We start from the raw sequence: 22562 nt of genomic DNA, 5'->3' as shown, positions 1-22562 counted from the left end.
CGCCCCCGGACGAGGACGGCTTCGGCGGCATGCGCTTTCCCGGCGCCGCGCCCAAGGCCGCCCAGGGCCAGCCCGGAATGGAGGAGCGGCTTGCCGCGGTCCGGGCCGAAAACCTGACCGGCCGCCAGCTCCGCATGGCCCGCCGCATTGCCGCCATGCACGAGATCGAGGTGTCGAGCGATCACGAGGCCGTCGTCGCCCTGCGCGACCGCGGCATCGACCCGTTCCACCGCGCCTCGGTCGGCCAGGTCCTGTCCGAGGAAGGCGCCCGCGCCCTGCAGGAATCCCGCGCCAATACGATGCCGGTTCCGACCAAGCGCGAAGGCCGCCGCCGCGGTACCGAAATCGTGCCGATCCCGCCCGGCCAGACCAACCTGCCCTCGCGCGACGGCGCTGACCGAGGATGGCGCCGCCGAAATCATCCGCACCAGCGCGACATCGCCCGGCTGCACGGTGGAGCGACTGATGAAGGTCATGGGATTGCAAGGCGTTGTCGGCCGGCCGACGCTGCTTGCAGGGTATTACTACTTCAACGTCGCGACGCCGCTTTACGCCACCGAATCGCAGTTTCAGATCCAGCAGGCGGAAAAGGCCAGCTCGGGCGGGCTGGGCGGGCTGTTCAGCGGAACGCAGCTGGCGACCAACCCCGATTCCGTCGCGGTGCAAAGCTATCTCAGTTCGCGCGACGCAATGCTGCGGCTGGATCGCGAACTGGGGTTCAAGCAGGCCTTCCAGGACGAGTCCATCGACCCGATCCTGCGCCTGCCGCCCGACGCGACCAACGAACAGGCCTACAAGCTGTACCGAAACTCGGTGAAGCTGGGCTACGACCCGACCGAAGGCGTCATCAACATGGAGGTGATCGCCCCCGACCCCAAGCTCAGCGAGCAGTTCTCGCTGGCGCTGATCAAGTATGCCGAAGGCCAGGTGGACCAGATGACCGCCCGCCTGCGCGAGGATCAGATGAAGGGCGCGGTCGAAAGCTATCAGGACGCCGAGGCGAAGGTGCAGCAGGCCCAGGTCCGCGTGCAGGAATTGCAGCAAAAGCTGGGGGTCCTTGACCCCGTGGCCGAAGGCAGCGTCATCATGGGCCATATCGCCGAACTGGAACGCCAGCTTGCCGCGAAAAAGCTGGAATTGGGCCAGTTGCAGGCGAACGAGGTGCCCAACCGCAGCCGCGTGCTGGGCGTGCAGGGCGACATCTCGCGGCTCGAGGCGATGCTGGACGAGACGCGCGGCCAGTTGACCGAAGGCAACAACGTCCGGGGCTCGCTCGCCACCATCTCGGGCGAGATCCGCATCGCCGAATCCGATCTCGTCACCCGGCAGGAACTTCTTGCCGCCGCCGCCGCGCAGATGGAGAACGCGCGGATCGAGGCGAACAAGCAGGTGCGCTATCTCGCCCTGTCGATTGCCCCCGTCGCCCCCGACGAGGCAACCTATCCCAAGGCTCTCCAGAACACGATCGTGGCCTTCCTGATCTTTGCCGGCATCTACCTGATGTTGTCGCTGACCGCCTCGATCCTGCGCGAACAGGTGTCCTCATGAACCATGTCAACGTCGGCAACGTCACCTTCGGCAACGACCTGCCGCTGGCCGTCATCGCCGGTCCCTGCCAGCTTGAAACCCTGGACCACGCGCTGGGTATCGCCGAAACCATGTCGCGCGCCTGCGCCCAGGCCGGCGCCGGCTTCGTCTTCAAGGCCAGCTACGACAAGGCCAACCGCACCTCGCTTTCGGGCCGGCGCGGCGTCGGCATGCAGGACGGGCTGCGCATGCTGGAAGAGGTGCGCGCCCGCATCGGCTGCCCCGTCCTGACCGACGTGCACGACATCGCCCAGGCCCGCGCCGCCGGGGCGGTGGTCGACGTGATCCAGATCCCGGCCTTCCTGTCGCGCCAGACCGACCTGTTGCTCGCCGCCGGGGAAACCGGCGCTGTGGTCAACATCAAGAAGGGCCAGTTCCTTGCCCCTTGGGACATGGCGAATGTGGCGCAGAAGGTCGCCTCGACCGGCAACCAGGGCATCATGCTGACCGAACGCGGCGTCAGCTTCGGCTACAACACCCTGGTCGCCGACATGCGCAGCCTGCCGATCATGGCCCGCACCGGCTGGCCGGTCATCATGGATGCGACCCATTCCGTGCAGCAGCCCGGCGGGCAGGGCAATTCGTCGGGCGGCCAGCGGGAATTCGCGCCGGTCATGGCACGGGCGGCGATATCCCTGGGCGTGGCCGGCGTCTTCATCGAAACGCACGAGGACCCGGACAACGCGCCCTCGGACGGTCCGAACATGATCCCGCTGGAAAAGATGCCGGCGCTCGTCGCCTCGCTGATGCGGTTCGACGCGCTGGCCAAGGCCGAGCCCGTCATGGGCTGAGCGCCGCTTCGGCGACGATGCCGCGGGCGGCCGCATGGGCCGAGGCCCAGGCCCATTGGAAGTTGTAGCCGCCCAGCCAGCCGGTCACGTCCACCACCTCTCCGATGAAGTAAAGCCCGGGCACGGTCCTGGCCTGCATGTCGCGCGCGTTCAGGACGCGGCAATCGACGCCGCCCAGCGTGACCTCGGCGGTGCGCCAGCCTTCGGTCCCGACGGGCCGCAGGCGCCAGCGATGCACGCGCTCGGCCAGACGGTCCAGATCGGCGTTGCGCTGGTCCGCCAGACGCGCGGCCGCGCCGCCCAGCTCGTCCAGGATGGCATCGGCCAGCCGGGCCGGCAGATGGCGTGCCAGTGCGGTGCCCAGGGCGACGCGGCCGCCCTGCCCGCGCTGCGCGCGCAGCAGCTGGCCCAGGTCCTGGCCCGGCAGCAGATCGACCGAGATATCCTCTCCGGGCCGCCAGAAGCTGGAGATCTGCAGGATCGCCGGGCCCGACAGGCCGCGGTGGGTGAAGAGCAGCCCGTCGCGGAAACGGGCCGCCGCGCGGCCCTGGCCGTGGCTGACCTCGGCCAGGACCGACAGGCCCGCCAGCGGCCGCAGCCGCTCCAGGTCCTGGACCGCGAAGGTCAGCGGCACCAGCCCGGGACGGGGCTCGACAAGGCCCAGCCCGAACTGCGCGGCGATCTCGTAGCCCAGGCCGGTCGCCCCCATCTTGGGGATCGAGCGGCCGCCCGTCGCCACCACCAGCCGCTTGCTCCGCACGGTGCCCCGGCTGGTCGCGACCTCGAACAGCCCGTCCACCTGCCGGATCGCCTCGACGCTGGTCCCCAGCCACAGCTGCGCGCCGCGCATCCGTCCAGCAGCAGGTCGACGATCTGGCGCGCGCTGCCGTCGCAGAACAGTTGGCCCAGCGTCTTTTCGTGCCAGGCGATTCCCGCGCGGTCGACCAGCGCGGTGAAATCCTCGGGCCGATAGCCCGCGAGCGCCGAGGCGCAGAACCGCGGATTGCCCGACAGGAAGCGCTCCCGGCTGGTCGCCAGATTGGTGAAGTTGCAGCGCCCGCCCCCTGAAATCCTTATCTTTTCGCCCGGAGCCCGGGCGTGGTCGATGACCAGGACCTCGGGCCGCGCGGCGGCGCCGGAAAGCTCGAGGAGGGAGCCGGCGCAGAAAAGCCCGGCGGCCCCCGCGCCCAGGATGATGGTGTCGAGATGTTTCATGCTGGGCCGCATATCGCCCCGCAAAATTGCCCACAACAAATTTCGAAAAGGCCCTTGCACCCCCTGACCGGCTTGGCTAGATACGCCTCCACAGAGTTGGGGCGTGGCCAAGTGGTAAGGCAACGGTTTTTGGTACCGTGTACCGTAGGTTCGAATCCTACCGCCCCAGCCAGTTTACTTCTTCCTTGAAAATCAGGCAGTTCCGGTGCGGGAACGTGCTGCGGGGCTGAAAATCGTCCTCGCGGCTGTCGGCGGAGGCGCCGCCGGCGACGGATGTCACGCTCGGGATGGATATTACGGATGTCACGCTCGGGATGGATATTGTTGTCGGCGATGTCGTGATCCGGGCCTCGACCGGCGCCGATGAAGTCCTGCTGACACGGGCGATGCCCGTGGACAGTGGGGAGGGGGCTAGGACACCTTGGAGTACTATTTCACGTCCGGAACGATTACATAACTTCAGTTATGCAGATGGGGTCTGTCGAACAAAATTAGAATTGTCGCGAACTGGCAAAGTTGATTTGTCGCCTCTGCCCTGAGCGCTGACGCTGGTTTTGACCAGGTGGCATGAGGGCTTCGACATGGGACTTGTTCTGATGAGCGAGCGCGCTGCAGCCTGGCGCAGGACGGCCTCGGCGCCGTTGTCGAGGACCAAGACTCGCGCTAGCGAGCTGGATAACCCAGCAGTCCGTCTCGGTCGTGACGGGCCAGCAGATCCGCGACCAGGGGGCGACTTCGGTGGGGCAGGCGCTGCGTTACAGCGCGGGCGCGGTGGCCGAGCCCTATGGCGCGACGCCGGGCTTCGACGAGCCGAACATCCGCGGCCGTGCTGACCATAATTTTTGGATGTAGCCATACCCATCGGCACCCCGCCGACGGGAGAACGACGCGATGCTTGAGAACAGTCAGCATGCCTGCGGCCGGCACTGGCTCGGCCGGCATTTACGACGACGGGCGACCTTCGACGGCCCTCCATCGTGAGCCTAGCCCGGATCCGTCGCCGGAAGCCAACCACAGGAGATTTCCCATGGCAGAAATACTGGACCTTCGGCACCACGCAAAACTGAACCGGCAATCACCCTGTGCCGGGAAGTTCGCTGCTCGTTCGGCCTCCGCGCCAGACAGTTTCGACTCCGACCCTGACTTCGCTGCGGCGCCTTCGTCATAGGGCTCATCCTTTGAGTGTTCTACTCTCCGGTATCCAGGACCCGGGGCGGTTCAGATCCGGTGAAGGCCACAGGCAAGCCCGTCCTCAAGAACATCCCGCCAGACACGCGGGCGCCAAGCCGACTGGCCCGTTGAAGCGAGGTCTCGACGTACCGATTTCTTGACGCGCAAGGTAATCTGCTGCGTTGTTTCAGGCTCGACAATCCTGGCTTTCCGCCAGAATTCCTCGTCCAGTTCTGGAATATCGCTGTAATCGATATCCTCGTCCTTCATTTCGGCCAGCTCCTCGCCCATGCACGGGCCGATGGCTTGCCGGTGGCACCGATCGACCTGACCATGCTGCGCGAACGGGACCGGGTCCGGGCCCGCGACAAGCGGCTGTCATTCTCGCCGTTCAGGTCGTCGCACCTTCGCCGCTCCGGTCTGCAGGGCTGCGAGTCGCCAAGGCGGCGCCGAAGCCCGCGCATGTGTTCATTCGGCGTACGCCTTGATTGGCTCGCCGGTGATCGCGGCCAATACTGAATGGGAGCAAAGAGATCGACAACCCCAGCTTCACTGCGACATCGCAAGCATGACTGGATACCGGTCTCCCCGATTCGTGAGAACATACGGAGAACTTTAGGCAACCTCCCGCCGATCCGGCAACCCCAAGATGTTGACAAACCATGACCACGACACCGGTCGCAGCGCTGAACCTGTCCCGGACCTCCGCCGGAAGGCCAGGCTCGCCAACCTTGGCGACAGCATCGACCACAAGTGGCGGAACGTTCTGGACGACCAATTGGGCGAGCGCGCCGGCGAAAGTCATGCCACAGCCTTCGCCATTCAGCGTCACCGTCCAGCTACGCCGTGCGGGTGTCGGTAATCTTCCGCCTCGATCTCCGGGCCATGCAATGGAATCGAGGACGAGGTCTACGGAGAGGCTGGCCCGCGTGCGGTTCAGCTGGACTGGCGATCGAGAGATTCCGCCGGGTCGAGTTATTCTGAGGCTGAGAGGGTCCTCTGAGACGGATGATGTCGCTTCTGCCTCGTCGATGCAGGTGGCGTCGGCTCCGCCCTGGCGCAGACCCTGGCCGCGTGAGCCCGGCGCCGCCTTTGGCGCCGCTCCTGCAATGCCGTTGTCGTAGCGCTAAGTACCGGCAGGGCCGCCAGGGACTCTCATGCGCCCCGTCCCCGACCTTTGTCTCTGTGTCTGGCATGGATCGTGGGGCCGCTTGCATGTCAGCGCTCCGCCCTTCCTCGGTCGGGTTTGCCTACTCTGCTATTCTAAAACTCACCCTCGCCCTTTTGGCGGGCTCCGCCAGGCAGCACCTCGGCATGGCCGCTCTAAATGGCGGTAGCAGCCGGCCGAAAAGGCCCAGATTTAAGGGCAGTCCCTTTTGACCATCTGGGCAGATAGATCTCTGGTCCATCGCTCAGCGTGCACGGGCTGACGATGCGGCTATGGTCGTCGTCGACTGAAGAGTCGTCTCGGCCCTGAACTTCAGCCCTTTGCACTAGTACTTTTTCCGGCTACCTTCGCCTTTTCGCACGGGTCAGGACCGGATGCGGGATTCATCGAGCCAACAGGTGAGGTGATTGTTGTCGATGACAGTGTCGGTTGATGAAAGGCCGAGCGATACGACCTGGTCAGATCTTGAGCCGCAGGCGGTCGCCCCGGCGATTATCCAGCCGCTGATCGTGGTGGCGCTGCGATGGCGGTCTTTGCGGTGCTGAACTTCCTTCGCGCATGGAGGCGAAACGATCCCGCTCGCCTGGCCGGCTGCCACGATGCTGATGCCGCGTCCGCCAAGACTACTGCAGAAGGAAAGGTTATTCTGAAATGACGAGCGCGAGGGAGTTCGTTGTTACAGGTTGGGCATAGCCGTCGAGTAGAATTGTCGCGGCGTGGAACGATCGACTGACGGCACAGAGCCGGGCAGCGGTGCGCGCGCACTGGTCGGCCACGCCGCGACACGAGATGCGCGGTTCTCCGCCTACGGATCATTCAGAGAGGCAGGAACATATCCTGCCGCTCCCTGTTGAACATGAACTGCCACCCTCCATGCCCTGCAGCGAGTGTTCAATACCGGCAGGCTGTTCGCCAACCCCTCCCATCCCTATACGCGCGACCTGCTGTCCGCCTCGGCCATTCGCGGAATTGGATGTGCCGCCGACGGTGACGGCGCGGCCTTGGCCGACTGAAGGCATCGCCATGCCCATCTGCATCCTGCCCGATCGACGGCATTGGCCGCGACCTCGGCGGACATGCGTGCCGCCACCGAGCGGCTGACGGCTTCGGCAAGACGGTCGACAATGTCGTCGCCATCGACGGCATGCTGCATGACGGCGAACGCCTCTCGCTCAGCGCGGCCCCGCTGTCCGACCGAACCGGCGCGTCCGGCCCGCGCCCGGTGCATCGCCGAGCGGTGCGATTGCAAGCTGGATGCGGTGCCAACAGAAATCGCCTCGGCCGCAATTGCCCGCGCCTCGACCCGTGCGAGCCGCGCCGCCTTGTGTCTGCGCCGAGGCCCACGAGATCGCCGCCGCCCTGCATCTCCGGAGCGGCGGGATGAGCCCGCCCTGTTCACCCGTAATGACAATGGCGGCGGACCGCCCGCCGGGGCGCCCCGATGCGGGGCCCGATCCCTCTGGCCCCGGCTCGGCGAGTCGGCTTGGGCGCGGCACCTGGCCGCGCGCGTGCATCCGCTGGGCGACCTGGGCGCGGCGATAGCCTCGGGTTCCTGTCCGGTCGCGGGCATGATCGTCGGCTGGTCCAGCGCCGGCATGGGCATGCTGGCACAGACCATCCTCACCGACCGGATCGCCCCCGGCCCTGAACAGACGACGGCCTGGCCCGCGAATCGCCGGCAACACCTCCGGCGGCAGCACCATGGCGAAGCCGCGTCAGGACGATGATCGTCCCGTGACCGCGCGGAACTGGACCGACCCCTATCTGCGCGTCGACTTCGACATGAGCCGGGTGACGTGGGTGATGACCACCAACGCGCACGGGACTGCCGGCAGCCGGGCGGACGCCGCCGGTGGTGGACGGCCGAAGGGGATGCCGGCGGAATGCCGCGGGCTGGGGCGGATGGGTGCGCCCGGCATGGGCACCACGGATACGCCGGTGATCCGGTCGTTCCGGGCCTGAGCGACACCGCTGGCCGACTATTACCGTGGTGCTTGCGCGCCGCGACGCCGTCGCGGGCCGAGGAGATCACCGCGCGGCGGTGCAGATCCTCGAAGCCAGGCCCGAGGTGATCCGCGACAGCCTGGACCTGCGCATGGTGCTTGACCAGGAAGGCGCGTCGACGCAGGATCCTGGGGCAGCAACGAGCAAGGTCGGCCGGGGTGGAGGGGGATGATCACCCGGCCTGCACAAGCCCCTCGGGATGCGGAAGGCTGGGGATACCGCCCCGGACGGTTCCACTTGCCTTGCTGGCGGCGAGGGCGCGGCCCTTGAAGGGGCGGGGCGGCACCGGAACAGTGCCGATCGGCCCGGCAGCTCCCGGAGGCCGCGCGCGTGGGCAGCCGCGCCGGGCGAAGCGCTGGGACCGCTGGACCGCGGGAGCCGCCCGCTGACCCCGGCCAACTTTTTTGGCGACGGGCTTGTGGACGTTCAGTCCGCCCGGATACTCGTTGGGCTCGCACAGCACGGTGATGCCGTCGCCGATCCCCTCGATGCCGCCCCGGCGGTCTGCCCGGCCCGCCATGCCGGCAGGGATCACGCGCAGACCCGTCCCCGATCCCAGACCATTCCTGTCCGCCATCCGGCGGCCGCATTTGTCGCAGGCCCACGGTCTTGTCTTGGGTGTCGGACAGGGGGACCGGCCGCCGAGGCCTCGGAGCCGTTCTGGCGACCGGAGAGCATCAGGACACGGTCGCGCCCAGCGTGACAGGGGCGCTGATGCTAGTTGTTCTACCGAAGTTGCAAACCCATGCTGATGACCCACAGCTTGCCCCGGCGGGCGTCCCCGCAGGTCAAACCCCAGCGCCGGCGGCCAGACATAGGCCGCGTCGATGTCGCCGCGCTGCCAGGCGGCCATGATCTGCGGCGGTTTCATGTTCAGGATCTGGACCTGCTTCGGGTCGATGCCCCAGACCTTCTCCATCCCGACGAGCAGGTGGAAATGCGAGGTGCGGCGCCACGACGCGGACCGAGCGGGCCATGTTGCCGCACCGCTCGTCGCCAGACGGGTTCACACCTTCCAGTCCGATGCTGCGGTCGACGTGCCGCCTGTCAGACCGCAGCAGGATAATCGCAGTTCCGCGGCCTCGTGCAGGCTGCGGCAGATCGACTGAACACGTCGGTTCCAGCACGTGGATCCTGTCGATGACCCAGCGGATCGCCGGCTTCCAGTGAATGGCTTCCAGAACCCCCGGCGGGCGGCCGAAGGCGTCATCACGTCATAGGACCCACGCCGACAGCAGTGCGGCGCTGCCATGCCCCTGCCCGCTGCTGCGCAGCGCGGCGAGCGCCTGGCCAATCCCGCGGATCTGCGCATCCGGCCCAAGGACAAGTCCCAGTGCCTGCGGCTGGCTGACCTGGCCAGGCCGCCGCAGAGGTGGCGGCAGGCCGCGACCTTGTGCAGCGGCCGCGGCGACGCCGCGGCGGTTGATGCGCGCATCTCCGCCGCAAAGGCAGAGCTCGCAGGCCTCCAGCGCAGGTCAGCGCCGCCCGATCCGCAGTCGCGCGCGCGGCCCGGATGGCCGAGTGGCGGCCCGCGAGACCAGGCCGACCTCGATTGGCCAGGCGATGCCGCCCGGAAGGCAAGATCGCCGCGGGCAAGGCCCACGCCAAGCGCTCGCTGACCGAACGCCGACCTGCGAACAGTCAGGCCGCGCTGGCCGAGGCCGTGTCCCGCTGGAGGCGGCCAGGGAATCGCACGAGGCTGATCAAGGCCCCTCCGAACGACCGGCCTAACATGCCGCGGATTGACCGCTTTCGGCCTGCGGGGCAGCGGGGCCAAGGCGAATGCCACCCGGCCTTAGTGCAACCGAAGCCGCCCGCGCGGCTGAGGTAAGCGCCGACTATGTCGAGATCGGCACGCTCGACACCCTGCTGAACCGCGTTGCCGGCAGGCTGCCGGGCCGCCGGGGCGACACTGACCCGACCCGCATCGAGATCACCGTCGCGGCGATCACGGCAGCGGCATCGGGCATCGTCGCGGCGCGGCGGGTCTTCGACATCCGCCATCTCGACGACCGCCGCCGAGGCCGAGGCCGGAACTCTCCGCGTTGACAACGCCGGCGATCCGGTCGGCTCGAGCGGGCTGTTCGACACCGGGGCCACGTTTTCCAGGTTCGCGGCATAGGTCAGCGCGTCCAGGTTCACCACCTGATGCCCGCGCCGGACCGCCAGCCGCACCACGGCCGAGCCGATGAACCCGGCCCCGGCCCCGCCGGTTACCAGGATCTTCCGCGAGACGGCAGTGGCGCACCTTGAGCTCCTCGACCGCAGATGGACGGTCATCCGCGACAGGCCATCGGCGCAACAGGTGCCATGAGGCACAGTTACTCGCCGGGATCAGGGACGGGGCGGCGCGCATGATCAGCTCACGTCTCTCCTGTGACGAAGCTTCCAGCAGTTTCCAAGGCCATGGGATCGGGTGCTGATGTATGAAACCGGTCATTTCGCCACCTTGTGGAAGAACATGGCCGAAGAAAATGGCCGAGAAGCTTGGGTCAGGCAGAATTCATCGTAGGCGACTGGCGGTCGGGAGCCGACCCGGAGCAGATCGAACAACGCCTGCGCGCCGATACCAATCACGAGATCAAAGCGGTTGTGTGCACAAGAGGTCACCCAGCGTATCCAGATCAAGCCGATCATAAACCCGATAACCGGCCTTGAAGTCGCCAAACAGGATCGGCCTCGGCTGGCGCGCGCATATGCTCCTGCATGCCGCTGCGCTGTTCCTGGCCCCGCAGGTCGACCGCAGCGTGTTCCTGTCCCAGGACATCTTTGCGGAATGGCATTACGACAAGATGGGCCGCCTGGACGCCGCGATCATGACTTTGGTGATTGTCATTGCCTTACGGAGAGGATCTGAAGGTCGAAGCGAATTATCTATGCCTGACTAGAAAGCGCAAGGCCTTTCTAAGGTTCCGAGAACTCTTAGCGCTAGCAACGAATTATTTCGATACCCATAACTCTAGTGCATCACAAATAAATTTGATCCACGAACTCGGCCTCTCGAATTTTCTCGAGTGTCTTGCCCTCCCCTTTGGGCAGCGGCATGTCAGATGTCTGACCCTGAATCAATAGTGCTTCTTGCAGCCAGGTCTGGAATTGGTCCGTCCGCTGATGCTCTGGTCCGTGCCAGTGCGCCGGAAGTTATTGGATCGCCTATTGATCGAGTCTCGAAGCTGCATTACTTCTCAGTTGCATCTTTGAGCCCCAGGCCTTGCAGATTTTTCAGTTCGTTTTGGTACACGGAAATTATAGCCTACGCACTCATGGGCCAAAGATAATGTATAGATATGGCAGCTCCTTCGAGACTGTTGCTCCCTTCTTCGTTGCGTGGGCACTGGTGTAGCGCTCGCAATTTCGTTCTCCTTGCGCAATCCGCGGTAAGTACGGAATGCGAAACCTTCGCTGCGCTCTTTCGGCCTCAGTCCCTTGCACTAATTACAGGGCTTGATGGCGGATTGCGCCCGATCGCTTGCCTCAGCCCGATCCCAAGCCTACCGGCGTGGGCCTGCCCGCACCCTAGAGCCGAGCCTGAGTCCTCGACTGGCTTCGTTCGGTCCAGACGCTGAGGCCATACGGCAATGCGACTTCAAAGCCAGAAAGCGGAAGTTCGTTGCACGAGGCTGAGCTGCGCGAGATCATCGCTCGCGCGGTTCTGCGCGAGGGCCGGCCACGTGCAGGCGATCTGATGCGCGGCATCTGGTCGGGCGGTCACCTTGACCTCACCTTGTTTGGTCGTGGTGTTGTTCGCCGAGGATTATAATAATATTTTAATTTAATGATCAGGTTGCGGGTTGGTTGGCTAATTACTGTAATGGTATGCCCAGGTCGTAGCAGAGGTCGTTCATCGAACTGTATTTGTCTGTCGATCAGCATCATTCGATCGACCGGTCCGGCACGATCATGAAAATAGTTCATCGGCGATTCGCATGGTACTATAGCCTGCCGCCTCGAACAAGCGATGCCGCTTGTCCGCCTCGTTCGCAACCCGATTGTTATGTCACTTTGCAGTACGATAGCGGGTGCTACGGTTGATTGCCGGCTGATTGACGTTCTAATACCCCTTCCTATCCGCACGTACGAGCTCCTGAAAGATATATACAGGGGTATAGTAAGGCTGTTCAATGTCATGAGGTAGGGTCCTCGAAGACGCTCAGCATCTAGACCCCCTCCCAGGAACTCATTCGCATAGCAGTTCAATGTCATGAGTACCATAACATTACATCGCGGGCCGACCTAACTCGACCGAACACAAGAAGGCCGTGACGATGAAAATGAATCATGGTCATCACGGCGCCAACCATCCTGTACAAAACCTTGAGAATGTTCCCAGTGATGATTACTTCTCAAAAGCGCATGGCTTTGCAGTTGATGAAGAGGCATCTTATTGCTGTGGCGGGCGGGGCAACGCTGCGCACCTCGGGTTTGCGCGAGGCCGCAGACAACGCTCCCGCTCGAGTTCGAGACGCATTGCTCAGGAGATTTCTGTTGCGTTCGCCCATCGGACGCCCGACCGGGCAATCACCAATACCGGCTTTTGAAAGCCGCGCTGGCGCGGCTGCAATCCACTGTCATCGCCACCACGATCCGCAACGGTCCGCATTGGCGTCGCCGGCAATTCTCATGGATCAATGAGTGGGAGGAATTGACGACGCGCTCGGGCCGCGTCGAGGGCATGGAGTTCGTCCTGCCCGAATGGTTAAAAGCAACAGCGTCATCGACCGCTCGCTGGTCCTGTCGCACGTCCGGATTGACGGGGCCGGTTGGGCGACCACTCCAGATCATCTGCCCTCAATGCCGGATCGCGGCGATCGGTGGGGCTCGCGGATCTGTAAGACAGCGTCGGCTCGATGTCATCGCTGCCGGATGCGACGCGATCACGCCGGCGGCATGGGATGAGATGTTAAGCGATATCGCACCCTCCGAAAGGGTGAGCAGCTGATGATCGGTCATGTCGACTACGATCTGGTCGATGGGGCGTTGTTGATGCGAGCGACATGCCCGTTTTCTTCGAGAGATATCCGACGATCGATGGTGACATTCTAACGTGGTCGGTACCTTTCCCAGCAATTCGTAGAAGATCTATGTTCGTCCACGGGGGTATCCGACGGCCTCGTGGACGAGATCGAGCGCGTGATCTTCGAAACCCACTCGCAGGACAATCGCAAAGGGGCGCTCGACTTCGAGGAGCTGGGAGAAGTGCATCTGATTGAAGCCCTCGAGCAAACCCTAGGCTGATGCTGATCTCTTGTTTTTTCTTGATCATAGCATAATATCGAAAATGATAGCCTCGTCGCATCTCTAACCGCGCATGTTCGTCAGGTCAGCAGACCCTGAACGCGGTTATATTGCCGACCTGCATCAGCGCCTGTATGCGGCAAACACGCCTCATTGATTGCTGGCCGTTAGAAACGAAAAGGAGCGTGAGCGCCAAGAAGCTTAGGAATGGATCCATACGTAGAAAATAACCGCGTACTTTATCGACCTGCAGGATCAAGTTCGCAGATGCGTCCCACCATGGCTCCCGACTATGCTCCTGCCAAGCACAAGCCCGCCAGGCAGACCCAGGCACTTAATGCGGATCATTCGGGACCTGAGTTCTTGTTAGTCTTTAGAATCTGAGTCGATCAGGGCCTTGCGGCTTAATTGCTATGATCCGTGCGAGTATCTGGTTTAAGTGGTCAATATCATCACCAAGCGCCCCGAAACCTTCTCGGGGCAGGTCGGGATGCACTACAACTCGCCCGAAAGCCGGCAGGAAGGCGACTCGGTGCGCAGCAACTTCATGCTGGCCGGGCCCATCGGTGAAAATCTCACCTTCCGGCTGTTCGGCAATTACAACTCTGTGCTTTAGCGCTTGATTCCACCCTCATCGACCCGAAGGTTCGAGACACCCGGAACAGACCCGGGTTTGAGGTTGCGATACAGGTTGGGAAGATCGGAGAGTCGTGCCGGCTGTCGGTCATGCGCACAAAGCGCTTGCAGGGCTTGATGCCAAGTCCCGCCACTCGCATCGCCTCTGTCAAACTGCGTCAGCCACAGCTGGATCAAGTTGGCAGAGAGGTTGTGGCTTTGTTGCGCATCGCGCCGCCCGAGGACACCGGTGCGAATGTCTTGCAGAGCTGGGCCGTTTTACGGCCGGGGATCACTGATATTGGCTGCCACTGAAGCACTTAAGTCGGCTTGGGAAAGCGGTTCGGCGGCCGAATTCGCGCGGGTCCGGCCGATGCTCGAGGCCATGGGTTCGCACGCGCCGATGCGCCATCACCGCACGGCCTGACGCCATGAAAGGATATCCCATGAAAGACTGGCTCTTCCGCATCGCTGCCTGCTCGGCCATTGCGTTTTCATCCGTCGCGGCTGCGCAGGCGGAACCGCTGGACGTGGTTGCGACCTTCTCGATCATCGGCGATTTCGCCGCAGAGGTCGGCGGCGACCGGATCAGGCTGAAAAAATCTGGATGCGATTCAGTGTTCAGATGCATTGGATCGGCGCCGGAAATTGATGAATAAGGGTAGACGCCAGGTGATTATGGTCACCCACAATGCGAATCTCGTCGTAAACACCGATGCGGGCAGCATCATGCTGGCCTGCTGGCCCACATCCTTGTCGCCAAGTTTGACGACCATCTTCCGCTTTATCGCCAGAACGAGATCTTCGCTCGGATGGGTGCGGGCATTCCCGACAGCACGCTGGTTGACTGGTGCGGCCGCGCCATGAAAGTGCTGCAAAAAACGAAAAGCAAAGATCCTGACGGGGCCGTTTGCATGAGACTTCGTCTTGAAATCAGCTCGGAAAAATCACCAACGATCTATCTTTTTCCGCTGCCTGTACTCGGCGAGGACAACTCTGGGATGACTCGGGTACAAAACAACTTCGAAGTCACGGCATCTTATCGCGTGAGGAATCCACGATCTCGGACCCCTGCACATTATTCAGCACGACGCTGTTGCGCAGCTTTGGTTGGACACCTGACGATCGCTCGCCTGCTTGTGGTCTATTAGGAGCTGTCTCCTATCTGATTGCAGTTCAACAAGGACCTGCTACTACGAAACGCTCTACAAGCTCGGAAAAAACATCTTTGAGCCGTACTTGAGGGGACTGCGGGATGTTGCGTTCGACGATGACATAAAAGCCGGGGTCGAGGACAGCGAACCCTATCAGGTCTCACTGCTACGCTTTAGTGGGGCGAAGCGTACGATAACCGACGCTGCACGCCTGCTGCGGCCAATGCCACCGATTATGTCACCGGCGTCCCGGTTGACAGTTGGGAGCATGAAGCCAGCTTCGTCGACAGTTCGCGCGAAGAGATGGACGCGATTTTTGGAAGCTCGCATCCGGTCGTCAATGCGCTGATCGCTACCGTGGACGAATTTCCCGATTCCTGTCCGAGCTCGTTCATCGCTGCGGGTCTTCTCGCCATTGAGCGCGGCCGACCGACGATCGGGGAGATCAGTCGCATCCTCTTCGGGCAGGGCGCCACCCAAGCCGCATATTGGTGTCCGAGCAGTGGTCAGACACCCTTCGTTATTCTAGGAGAACAGAGGCCGATTGAGCGCTTGTAAGGCACTGTTGCAGACGGTCGTGATCGATTTCGTGATCGATTTCGACGTGGGCCTGCGCAACCTGGACATGATCATGGGCTGCGAACGCCGCGTGGTGTTCGATTTCATCAATGTGATCCAGGGCGACGCCAAGCTGAAACAGGCCCTGATCAAGGACCGCCGGCTGGAAAACCTGTATGTCCTGCCGACCTCGCAGACCCGCGACAATCAGTTCCCGCGCTGATAATGTTATTAATACTGGTCGTCCCGATCTCTTCCCGCATGGCAATGAGACAGGTGAAATGCTTGTCGTGCGCTCATTCATTGCCGATCTTCTTTAGGTGCTCGATGATCTTAGGTGGAGTTCTGACTCTGGTCGATGGACCGCTGGACGATACCGCACCACATCCCCGCTTCTCGCCGCGTTTCTCAGGAGCTTCGCTGCTCGAAGCTTCGACGGATACCGCCATCCTGCAACTCGACTCACCTGGCGCTGCGTAATATACCCGCGAAGTGCTGAGCTTTCTGCTATCTGCGCAACGGTTGGTGATGAAAACCGGCTGTCGTTGCCGTCGCTGCAGTGTAGAGACATTTGCAGAAAGCATCGGTGTAATAACGCAGGAGGTTTTCAATCTGGACGACGGCTCGACTGATTGGCACGAGACCCTTAGAGCGTTGGCGCGCCACAACACCAGTGTCCTAGAACTAGGAGACGACCTTCGGAATAAAGCTCGGGTTCGCGGCACGCTCATGCGTCTTCGAGCATTCAGGATGAGATGGAGAAGTAGCGGGATGCGTTCGATTCCGGTGCTTCCGTTAACGCGACTGATGTCTTGATGAGATCACGGACGCCAATCACCAGCCGTCGCCGGCGGCGTATGGAGGCGGCACATTCCGGCTAGCCGGTTTGCTGCTTGGGAATACCTATGAGGGCGCTGTCCCAGAGATCGGCGGGCTAGTTGCAACCGAAATGACCGGTGCCTTGCGGAATTCGCCGATCAGCTCCTCCTTGACCGCGAGAGACCAGAGTTTCGTTGTCGAGGCTGTTCGGCTGGCTAACGGTATCTGTTTTGCATTGTCTGCGCGGCTCGCCCGTAGAGCGGCGATCATGCATGTTCGCGGTTAGGAGTCATCATGCTGTGCCTCTGGCACTTTCACGTCGCTTGTCGGCCTTCCCGCAATATCTTGTCCGAGCTGCGCAGTTCGGTACGCGGCCTGCTCGGGTTCGTCACCGCAATCTGATTGGCTTATGGGTGCGCACTCTAGGGTGCGCAGGTTGGCTTACTTATGCGGTCGGCGCAGGGTAATCTGGATTCCTGCCATTGCTTTTTTGGAAGCGCGGGTGCGCATAGAAGCAAATGCTCTGGTACTTTCTTACCGTCTCGTCCGACCAGACGGAATGGCTCTTAGGGTGTACCAGCATTTGCAGTCGCACTTTACTGAGCTTAACCTCGCGGATCGCTACAGACTAATGGGCCTGGAGCATTTGGCCGTTGGCGGGTTCCGAGCCGCGCCCCCGTGCGGGGGCGACTCGATCCAGAGGGGGCGGATATCACTTAGAGAGTGTGCTGAGGACTTTGAGGATGCATTTGGGCTGAACTACTGGATGGCCCAGCTGTATCTAGCATTGGCCAAAAATGCGCTGCGCGCGATCGAGCGGGGCTATTTCTCGCTGATCTTCACCAACTCATCGCCGGCGCTGCCGAAAATGGGGGGCGGTCGCCTGGGCCGACACTTGCCTGTTAGGCGCCAGTCGTCAGTGGATCTTTGTCTTCAGGCGTGGCCAAGTGGTAAGGCAACGGTTTTTGGTACCGTGTACCGTAGGTTCGAATCCTACCGCCCCAGCCAGTTTACTTCTTCCTTGAAAATCAGGCAGTTCCGGTGCGGGAACGTGCTGCGGGGCTGAAAATCGTCCGCGTGTCGGGGTGCTGAAAAGCGTCTTTTCGATTCATCCGGCCGTGTTACTGCAACGGGAAGCGATAACATCCGAAACGGCGGCGCATGCCGCCCCGGCCTACGCCTGCCATCCCGCCATGCCCCACGCGGGCGCGGGCTTGGGCATGACGATCCACCGCCTTGCCATCGTCGGCCACATGCCCTCTCGCGCGCGTGGGTCGGGCGGAAGACAGGGTCCTGCGCCAGCGTGCATGGCGCCCTTTCGGGTGCGGGCGGCTTGGTCGGTGAGGGCGTCGGGCGCGCGGTGCCCTCTCGGGCGCGGGCCTCGGGTCCGAGGCTCGGCATGAGGGAAGGGCCGCGCAACGGCGGCGAGCGTTGCGCGGATGGGCGGGGAACGGAATGCCCGGCGTTTGCTGGGGTTTTCGCTGTGACAGCCGTGCACCGGGCGTACACCGCGCGTACACAGGCGGTATGACGGCAAGGGCCGGGTTCAGCCGTCGCGTTCGGCCAGGTCCAGCCATTCCTCTTCGGCGGCGGCAAGGGCGGCCTGGCGTTCGGCCAGGCCCTCGCTCGCCTTCTGGAACTTGGCGGGGGCGGTCTGGAACAGGTCGGGCTGGGCCAGGAACTCGGTCAGCTTGCCGATCTCGGCCTCCAGCCGCTCCATGACGGCGGGCAGCGCCTCGAGCCGCTTGCGTTCGGAAAAGCTGAGGCCGGCGCGCTCGGGTGCCGCCTCTTTGGGTCCGGGCCTCGGGGCCACGCCGCGCGGCGCGGGCGCGGGTTCCTCGGCCAGCACCTCGGGCCGCTGGCGCCGATAGTCGGACCAGCCGCCGGGATAGATCGTGGCGCGCCCGTCGCCCTCCATCGCCACGGTGGTCGTGGCCACCCGGTCGATGAAGTCGCGGTCGTGGCTGACCAGCAGCACGGTGCCATCGTAATCGCCCAGGATATCCTGGAGCAGGTCCAGGGTTTCCACGTCCAGATCGTTCGTCGGCTCGTCCAGGACCAGCAGGTTCGACGGCCGCGCCATGATCCGCGCCAGAAGCAGCCGGGCCTTTTCGCCGCCCGACAGGCTGCCCACCGGCGCGCGGGCCTGCGCCTCGTCGAAGAGGAAGTCCTTGAGATAGGCCACGACATGGCGCGGATTGCCCCGCACCATCACCTGATCGGCCCGGCCCGAGACGCGCATTTCGGGGTCGCCAACCATCGCGTCCCACAGGCTGACGGTTTCGTCGATGGCGCTGCGGGCCTGGTCGAAGACCGCGATGTCGAGGTTCGTGCCGTGCTTCACCTCGCCCGTGTCGGGCGCGATTTCGCCGGTCAGCATCTTGATCAGCGTGGTCTTGCCCGCGCCGTTCGGGCCGACGAAGGCGACGCGGTCGCCGCGCAGCACGCGCAGGTCGAAGGGCCGCAGGATCACCCGGTCGCCAAAGGCCTTGCTGATCCCCTTGGCGTCGATCACGCGCTTGCCCGACTGCTGGCCCGCGTCCAGTTCCATCGCGGCGGTGCCCTGGCGGCGGATCTGGCCCGCGCGTTCCTCCGCAGCGCAGCGAGCGCCCGCACGCGGCCCTGGTTGCGTTTGCGGCGCGCCGAAATGCCTTCGACCGCCCAGCGGGCCTCGGCCTTGATCTTGCGGTCCAGCTTGTGGCGGGCCTCGTCCTCGGCCGCCCACAGGGTCTCGCGCCAGTCCTCGAAATGTTCGAAGCCGCGGTCCTGCCGGCGCACCTCGCCCCGGTCGATCCACAGCGTCGCCCGCGTCAGCGCGCGCAGGAAGGCGCGGTCGTGCGAGATCAGCACGAAGGCCGCGCGGGTGGTGGAAAGCTGTTCTTCCAGCCAGCCGATGGCCTCGATGTCCAGGTGGTTCGTCGGCTCGTCCAGCAGCAGCAGCTCGGGCGCCTCGGCCAGCAGGCGGGCGATGCGGCGCGGCGGCGTTCCCCGCCCGAGGCGGTGGCCACGGCGCGGTCGGGGTCGAACTTCAGCCCCTCGGCCGCCATCTCGACGCGGTAGCCTTCGGCGTCGCCCAGGGATGCGCGGGCGAAATCGCCCAGGGTGGCGAAGCCCGTCAGGTCGGGGTCCTGTTCCATATAGCCGACATGGATGCCGGCGGGGGTGATGACCTGGCCCTGGTCGGGTTCGACCAGCCCGGCCATGACCTTCATCAGCGTGGATTTCCCCGAGCCGTTGCGGCCCACCAGCGCGACGCGGTCGCCGCCCTGCACGGTCAGGTTCAGCCCGTCGAACACGGGATTGCCGCCGAAGGTCAGCGAGATGTCGGTGAGTTGCAAAAGGGGTGCGCGTGCCATGGTCTGCCAGATAGGCTGGCCCGCGCGCAGGGTCAACGGGGGCTTACAGCGCCGCGACCAGCCGCCCCGCCAGCGCATGCAGCTGCGTGCGATAGCCCGTGCGCGCCGAGGGCTGGTCGGGGTCCGAGGTCATGGCGATGGCGACCGGCGCAGACCCCGGAAAGACATAGATCATCTGCCCGCCATAGCCCCAGCCATAGCGCACCGGCCGCCCGCCGATGCGGCTGATGAACCAGCCATAGCCATATTGCTCGCCATTGAAGATGGAGCGCGTGCGCGGCTGCCAGCTTTGCGCGATCCAGTCGGGGGGGATGACGCCCTGCCCGCCCGCCGCATAGGCCGCGCCGAAGGCCAGCAGGCTGCGCGTCGACATGGCCATCTGGTTGCCGCCCAGATAGATGCCCTGCGGGTCGCGGTCCCAGGCGGTGATGCGAAAGCCGGGAATGTCCAGCCAGTCCCGCGCCAGTTGCAGCGTCGAGCGCCCCGAGGCCCGCGTCAGCATGGCCGAGACCAGATGCGTCGAGGCGGTGGAATAGAGCATCCCCGCCCCCGGATCGGCGACGAAGGGCGCGGCCAGCGCCGCCCGGACCCAGTTGCGGCTGGCGACCCAGGCGCCATAGTTCGGGCCCGACTGGCGTTCCAGCCCCGCCTGCATGGACAGCAGGTGGCCCAGCGTCAGCCGCGCCATGCGGAGGTCGGGATCGGGCGGCAGGTCCGCGCGCAGCAGCGCGGCGACGCCTTGATCCGGGCCGCTGAAGACTCCCTTGGCGATGGCGATGCCGGCCAGGGCCGAGACGATGGATTTCGACGCCGACTTGATGTTCGTGGGCCGGTCCGGGTCGAGCCGCCATAGCTCCGGGCTGCGATCTCGCGCCCGCCGCGGCGCGGGACGGGGGCGGCAGCCTGACGGAGAGGCTGGCGGCGTTTTTGCAGGACCGGCGGGCACGGGACGGAGGGCATATGGTCGAGCGGCGGCGCGCCGCAAGGCGCGGGATCGGCGCTTCCTCGACGGGAGATGGGGCCGCGCGGGCCCGGGCGCCGCACCGTTCACCCTTTCGTGACCGCGCGGGCCCGGTTGCCGCCCCCGCGCCGCCCGGCTAAGCTGCGCCGTCACGAAAGGCCGACGGATGAGCGAAGAACACACCTATCAAGTCCTGGCGCGGAAATACCGGCCCGAGACCTTTGCCGACCTGGTCGGCCAGGACGCGATGGTGCGCACGCTGAAGAACGCCTTCGCGGCCGACCGGATCGCGCAGGCCTTCATCATGACCGGCATCCGGGGCACCGGAAAGACCACCACGGCGCGCATCATCGCCAAGGGCCTGAACTGCGTCGGCCCCGACGGCCAGGGCGGCCCCACGACCGAGCCCTGCGGGGTCTGCGAGCATTGCGTGGCGATCAGCGAAGGCCGCCACGTCGACGTGATGGAGATGGACGCCGCGTCCCGCACCGGCGTGAACGACATCCGCGAGATCATTGAATCGGTTCACTATCGGGCGGCCTCGGCCCGCTACAAGATCTATATCATCGACGAAGTGCACATGCTGTCGACCAGCGCCTTCAACGCGCTGCTGAAGACGCTGGAGGAGCCGCCGCCGCATGTGAAGTTCATCTTCGCCACCACGGAAATCCGCAAGGTGCCGGTGACGGTGCTGTCGCGCTGCCAGCGCTTCGACCTGCGCCGGATCGAGCCCGAGGTGATGATCGACCTGCTGCGCCGCATCGCCAGCCGCGAAAGCGCCCAGATCACCGACGATGCGCTGGCGCTGATCACCCGCGCGGCCGAGGGCAGCGCGCGCGACGCGACCAGCCTGCTGGACCAGGCGATCAGCCACGGCGCGGGCGAGACGACGGCGCCCCAGGTCCGCGCCATGCTGGGGCTGGCGGATCGCGGCCGGGTGCTGGATCTGTTCGACATGATCCTGCGCGGCGCGGCGGCCGAGGCGCTGGCGGAACTCCAGGCGCAATATGCCGACGGGGCCGACCCGATGGCGGTGCTGCGCGACCTGGCCGAGATCACGCATTGGGTCAGCATCGTCAAGATCACCCCCGAGGCGATCGAGGACCCGACCGTCGGCCCCGACGAACGCGCGCGGGGCGCGGCGATGGCCGAGAAGCTGCCGATGCGCGCCCTGACCCGGCTGTGGCAGATGCTGCTGAAGGCGCTGGAGGAGGTGGGCCAGGCCCCGAATGCGATGATGGCCGCCGAGATGGCGATCATCCGGCTGACCCATGTGGCCGACCTGCCCGACCCCGAGGCGCTGATCCGCAAGGTCCAGGCCAGCGCGGCGGCGGGCGAATTCAACCGCTCGGCCGCGCCTGCGACCCGCAGCGATGCCCCGCGCGCCGCGGCGCCCCGCGCCCCCGTGGCGGTCCGGCCCGCGGCGCTGCTGCGGCCATCGCGGTCTCGCCCGATGCGCTGGCGGCTTTGCCCGACTTCGAGGCAGTGATCGCCCTGATCCGCCGCATGCGCGACCTGAAGCGCTGCTGGCCAATCACCTGCGCCTGGTCCAGTATGCGCCCGGCCGGATCGAGTTCAACCCGACCGAGACCGCGCCGCGCGACTTTGCCCAGCGGCTGGCCGAACGGCTGCGCGGCTGGACCGGCGGGCAGCGCTGGGCCGTGGTCGTCGTCTCGGAGCCGGGGGCGCCCACGATCAGCGAGCAGCGCGCCGCGCGCGAGGCCGAGGCGCGGGCGCGGGCGATGGAGAACCCGACCGTGCAGGCGATCTTTGCCGCCTTCCCGGGCGCCAGGATCACGAAAATCCGCCCGGCTCCGGTCCCGGTCGCGGTTGAAAAGCCCGTGGGCGAGGATACATCCCCCCATGAGCTGACCGAAGGCCCGGTGGCCGAGGTCGAGGAATGGGACCCCTTCGAGGACGAGGAATAGA

Annotated in this window: 18 protein-coding genes, 1 tRNA gene and 6 pseudogenes; 18 read left to right on the top strand and 7 right to left on the bottom strand. The window is 64.7% G+C overall.

Going from position 1 to position 22562, the window contains the following annotated elements:
- Positions 1-465: 465 nt before the first annotated feature.
- Positions 466-1548 carry a hypothetical protein gene (locus DPM13_RS24175; RefSeq protein ID WP_223252141.1) on the top strand — a complete coding sequence of 361 codons (1083 nt, stop codon included), beginning with the start codon at positions 466-468 and terminating at the stop codon, positions 1546-1548.
- Complete coding sequence (kdsA, locus tag DPM13_RS17480) at positions 1545-2378, top strand: 3-deoxy-8-phosphooctulonate synthase (protein ID WP_112888502.1); 834 nt, start codon at positions 1545-1547, stop codon at positions 2376-2378. Before DPM13_RS24175 ends, kdsA begins: the two co-directional genes overlap by 4 nt.
- Here the strand turns inward: kdsA and DPM13_RS17475 are convergent.
- A pseudogene (locus DPM13_RS17475) lies at positions 2368-3593 on the bottom strand (NAD(P)/FAD-dependent oxidoreductase). The gene kdsA and the pseudogene DPM13_RS17475 overlap by 11 nt on opposite strands.
- A 97-nt stretch (positions 3594-3690) precedes the next feature.
- Here DPM13_RS17475 and DPM13_RS17470 point away from each other — a divergent pair.
- Together DPM13_RS17470 and DPM13_RS24170 are read left to right on the top strand one after the other, a co-directional pair.
- Positions 3691-3765: transfer RNA gene (locus DPM13_RS17470), tRNA-Gln, on the top strand.
- A 527-nt stretch (positions 3766-4292) separates the two neighbouring features.
- A complete protein-coding gene (locus DPM13_RS24170; RefSeq protein WP_262983178.1) occupies positions 4293-4445 on the top strand; it encodes a Plug domain-containing protein in 153 nt (50 codons plus the stop codon).
- Positions 4446-4811: 366 nt separating this feature from the next.
- Here the strand turns inward: DPM13_RS24170 and DPM13_RS17460 are convergent, their stop codons facing one another.
- Complete coding sequence (locus DPM13_RS17460; RefSeq protein ID WP_112888500.1) at positions 4812-5054, bottom strand: hypothetical protein; 243 nt, start codon at positions 5052-5054, stop codon at positions 4812-4814.
- 2385 nt (positions 5055-7439) lie between these two features.
- Between DPM13_RS17460 and DPM13_RS24165 the strand changes: the two genes are divergently transcribed.
- The 3 genes from DPM13_RS24165 to DPM13_RS24160 are packed head-to-tail and all read left to right on the top strand — an operon-like array spanning position 7440 to position 8107.
- The gene (locus DPM13_RS24165; protein WP_223252140.1) at positions 7440-7658 is read left to right on the top strand and encodes a hypothetical protein; all 219 of its coding nucleotides are present in this window, start codon (positions 7440-7442) and stop codon (positions 7656-7658) included.
- Entirely contained in the window at positions 7633-7893 is a 261-nt protein-coding gene (locus tag DPM13_RS17450) for a hypothetical protein (protein ID WP_145963453.1), read from the top strand. The genes DPM13_RS24165 and DPM13_RS17450 overlap by 26 nt, the downstream gene beginning before the upstream one ends.
- 25 nt (positions 7894-7918) lie before the next feature.
- Positions 7919-8107, top strand: coding sequence for a hypothetical protein (locus DPM13_RS24160; protein WP_223252139.1), 189 nt, complete (start codon positions 7919-7921; stop codon positions 8105-8107).
- Here the strand turns inward: DPM13_RS24160 and DPM13_RS20100 are convergent, their stop codons facing one another.
- Positions 8108-8470 carry a hypothetical protein gene (locus DPM13_RS20100; RefSeq protein ID WP_145963452.1) on the bottom strand — a complete coding sequence of 121 codons (363 nt, stop codon included), beginning with the start codon at positions 8468-8470 and terminating at the stop codon, positions 8108-8110.
- A 292-nt stretch (positions 8471-8762) separates the two neighbouring features.
- Here DPM13_RS20100 and DPM13_RS21500 point away from each other — a divergent pair, with 292 nt between their 5' ends.
- Together DPM13_RS21500 and DPM13_RS21495 are read left to right on the top strand one after the other, a co-directional pair.
- Complete coding sequence (locus DPM13_RS21500; RefSeq protein ID WP_189654765.1) at positions 8763-9044, top strand: hypothetical protein; 282 nt, start codon at positions 8763-8765, stop codon at positions 9042-9044.
- A gap of 673 nt (positions 9045-9717) precedes the next feature.
- Positions 9718-9984, top strand: a complete 267-nt coding sequence (locus DPM13_RS21495) for a hypothetical protein (protein ID WP_189654962.1) — start codon at positions 9718-9720, stop codon at positions 9982-9984.
- Positions 9985-10011: 27 nt separating this feature from the next.
- Here the strand turns inward: DPM13_RS21495 and DPM13_RS17435 are convergent.
- Positions 10012-10215 (bottom strand): annotated as a pseudogene (locus DPM13_RS17435) (NAD-dependent epimerase/dehydratase family protein); the annotation flags it as partial.
- A gap of 156 nt (positions 10216-10371) precedes the next feature.
- Entirely contained in the window at positions 10372-10572 is a 201-nt protein-coding gene (locus tag DPM13_RS21490) for a hypothetical protein (RefSeq protein WP_189654764.1), read from the bottom strand.
- Between the two features lie 59 nt (positions 10573-10631).
- Between DPM13_RS21490 and DPM13_RS17425 the strand changes: the two genes are divergently transcribed.
- From DPM13_RS17425 to DPM13_RS17385, 8 genes and pseudogenes are all read left to right on the top strand, one after another.
- Positions 10632-10823 carry a hypothetical protein gene (locus DPM13_RS17425; RefSeq protein WP_112888498.1) on the top strand — a complete coding sequence of 64 codons (192 nt, stop codon included), beginning with the start codon at positions 10632-10634 and terminating at the stop codon, positions 10821-10823.
- Between the two features lie 1377 nt (positions 10824-12200).
- The gene (locus DPM13_RS24150) at positions 12201-12473 is read left to right on the top strand and encodes a hypothetical protein (protein WP_223252138.1); all 273 of its coding nucleotides are present in this window, start codon (positions 12201-12203) and stop codon (positions 12471-12473) included.
- Complete coding sequence (locus DPM13_RS24145) at positions 12470-12874, top strand: replication initiator protein A (RefSeq protein ID WP_223252137.1); 405 nt, start codon at positions 12470-12472, stop codon at positions 12872-12874. Before DPM13_RS24150 ends, DPM13_RS24145 begins: the two co-directional genes overlap by 4 nt.
- 173 nt (positions 12875-13047) lie before the next feature.
- A complete protein-coding gene (locus tag DPM13_RS25420; protein ID WP_262983177.1) occupies positions 13048-13170 on the top strand; it encodes a hypothetical protein in 123 nt (40 codons plus the stop codon).
- A 439-nt stretch (positions 13171-13609) separates the two neighbouring features.
- Positions 13610-13786, top strand: coding sequence for a hypothetical protein (locus tag DPM13_RS21485; protein ID WP_189654763.1), 177 nt, complete (start codon positions 13610-13612; stop codon positions 13784-13786).
- A gap of 445 nt (positions 13787-14231) precedes the next feature.
- The gene (locus tag DPM13_RS17405) at positions 14232-14444 is read left to right on the top strand and encodes a hypothetical protein (protein ID WP_223252136.1); all 213 of its coding nucleotides are present in this window, start codon (positions 14232-14234) and stop codon (positions 14442-14444) included.
- A gap of 72 nt (positions 14445-14516) precedes the next feature.
- Positions 14517-14663, top strand: a pseudogene (locus tag DPM13_RS17400) (IS66 family transposase); the annotation flags it as partial.
- Between the two features lie 865 nt (positions 14664-15528).
- Positions 15529-15702 (top strand): annotated as a pseudogene (locus DPM13_RS17385) (septum site-determining protein MinD); the annotation flags it as partial.
- A 2160-nt stretch (positions 15703-17862) separates the two neighbouring features.
- On the opposite strand, the pseudogene DPM13_RS17375 reads toward DPM13_RS17385, so the two are convergent.
- Both DPM13_RS17375 and DPM13_RS17370 read right to left on the bottom strand, forming a co-directional pair.
- Positions 17863-19672: pseudogene (locus tag DPM13_RS17375) on the bottom strand (ABC-F family ATP-binding cassette domain-containing protein).
- Between the two features lie 43 nt (positions 19673-19715).
- Complete coding sequence (locus tag DPM13_RS17370) at positions 19716-20618, bottom strand: serine hydrolase domain-containing protein (protein WP_223252135.1); 903 nt, start codon at positions 20616-20618, stop codon at positions 19716-19718.
- Positions 20619-20799: 181 nt separating this feature from the next.
- On the opposite strand from DPM13_RS17370, the pseudogene DPM13_RS17365 reads away from it, so the two are divergent.
- A pseudogene (locus DPM13_RS17365) lies at positions 20800-22561 on the top strand (DNA polymerase III subunit gamma/tau).
- Position 22562: the final 1 nt, after the last annotated feature.

It is taken from the genome of Paracoccus mutanolyticus (assembly GCF_003285265.1).
GTDB classification, from domain to species: domain Bacteria; phylum Pseudomonadota; class Alphaproteobacteria; order Rhodobacterales; family Rhodobacteraceae; genus Paracoccus; species Paracoccus yeei.
The sequence above is the reverse complement of the archived record's forward strand: the minus strand, read 5'-3'. Positions and strand labels throughout refer to the sequence as shown.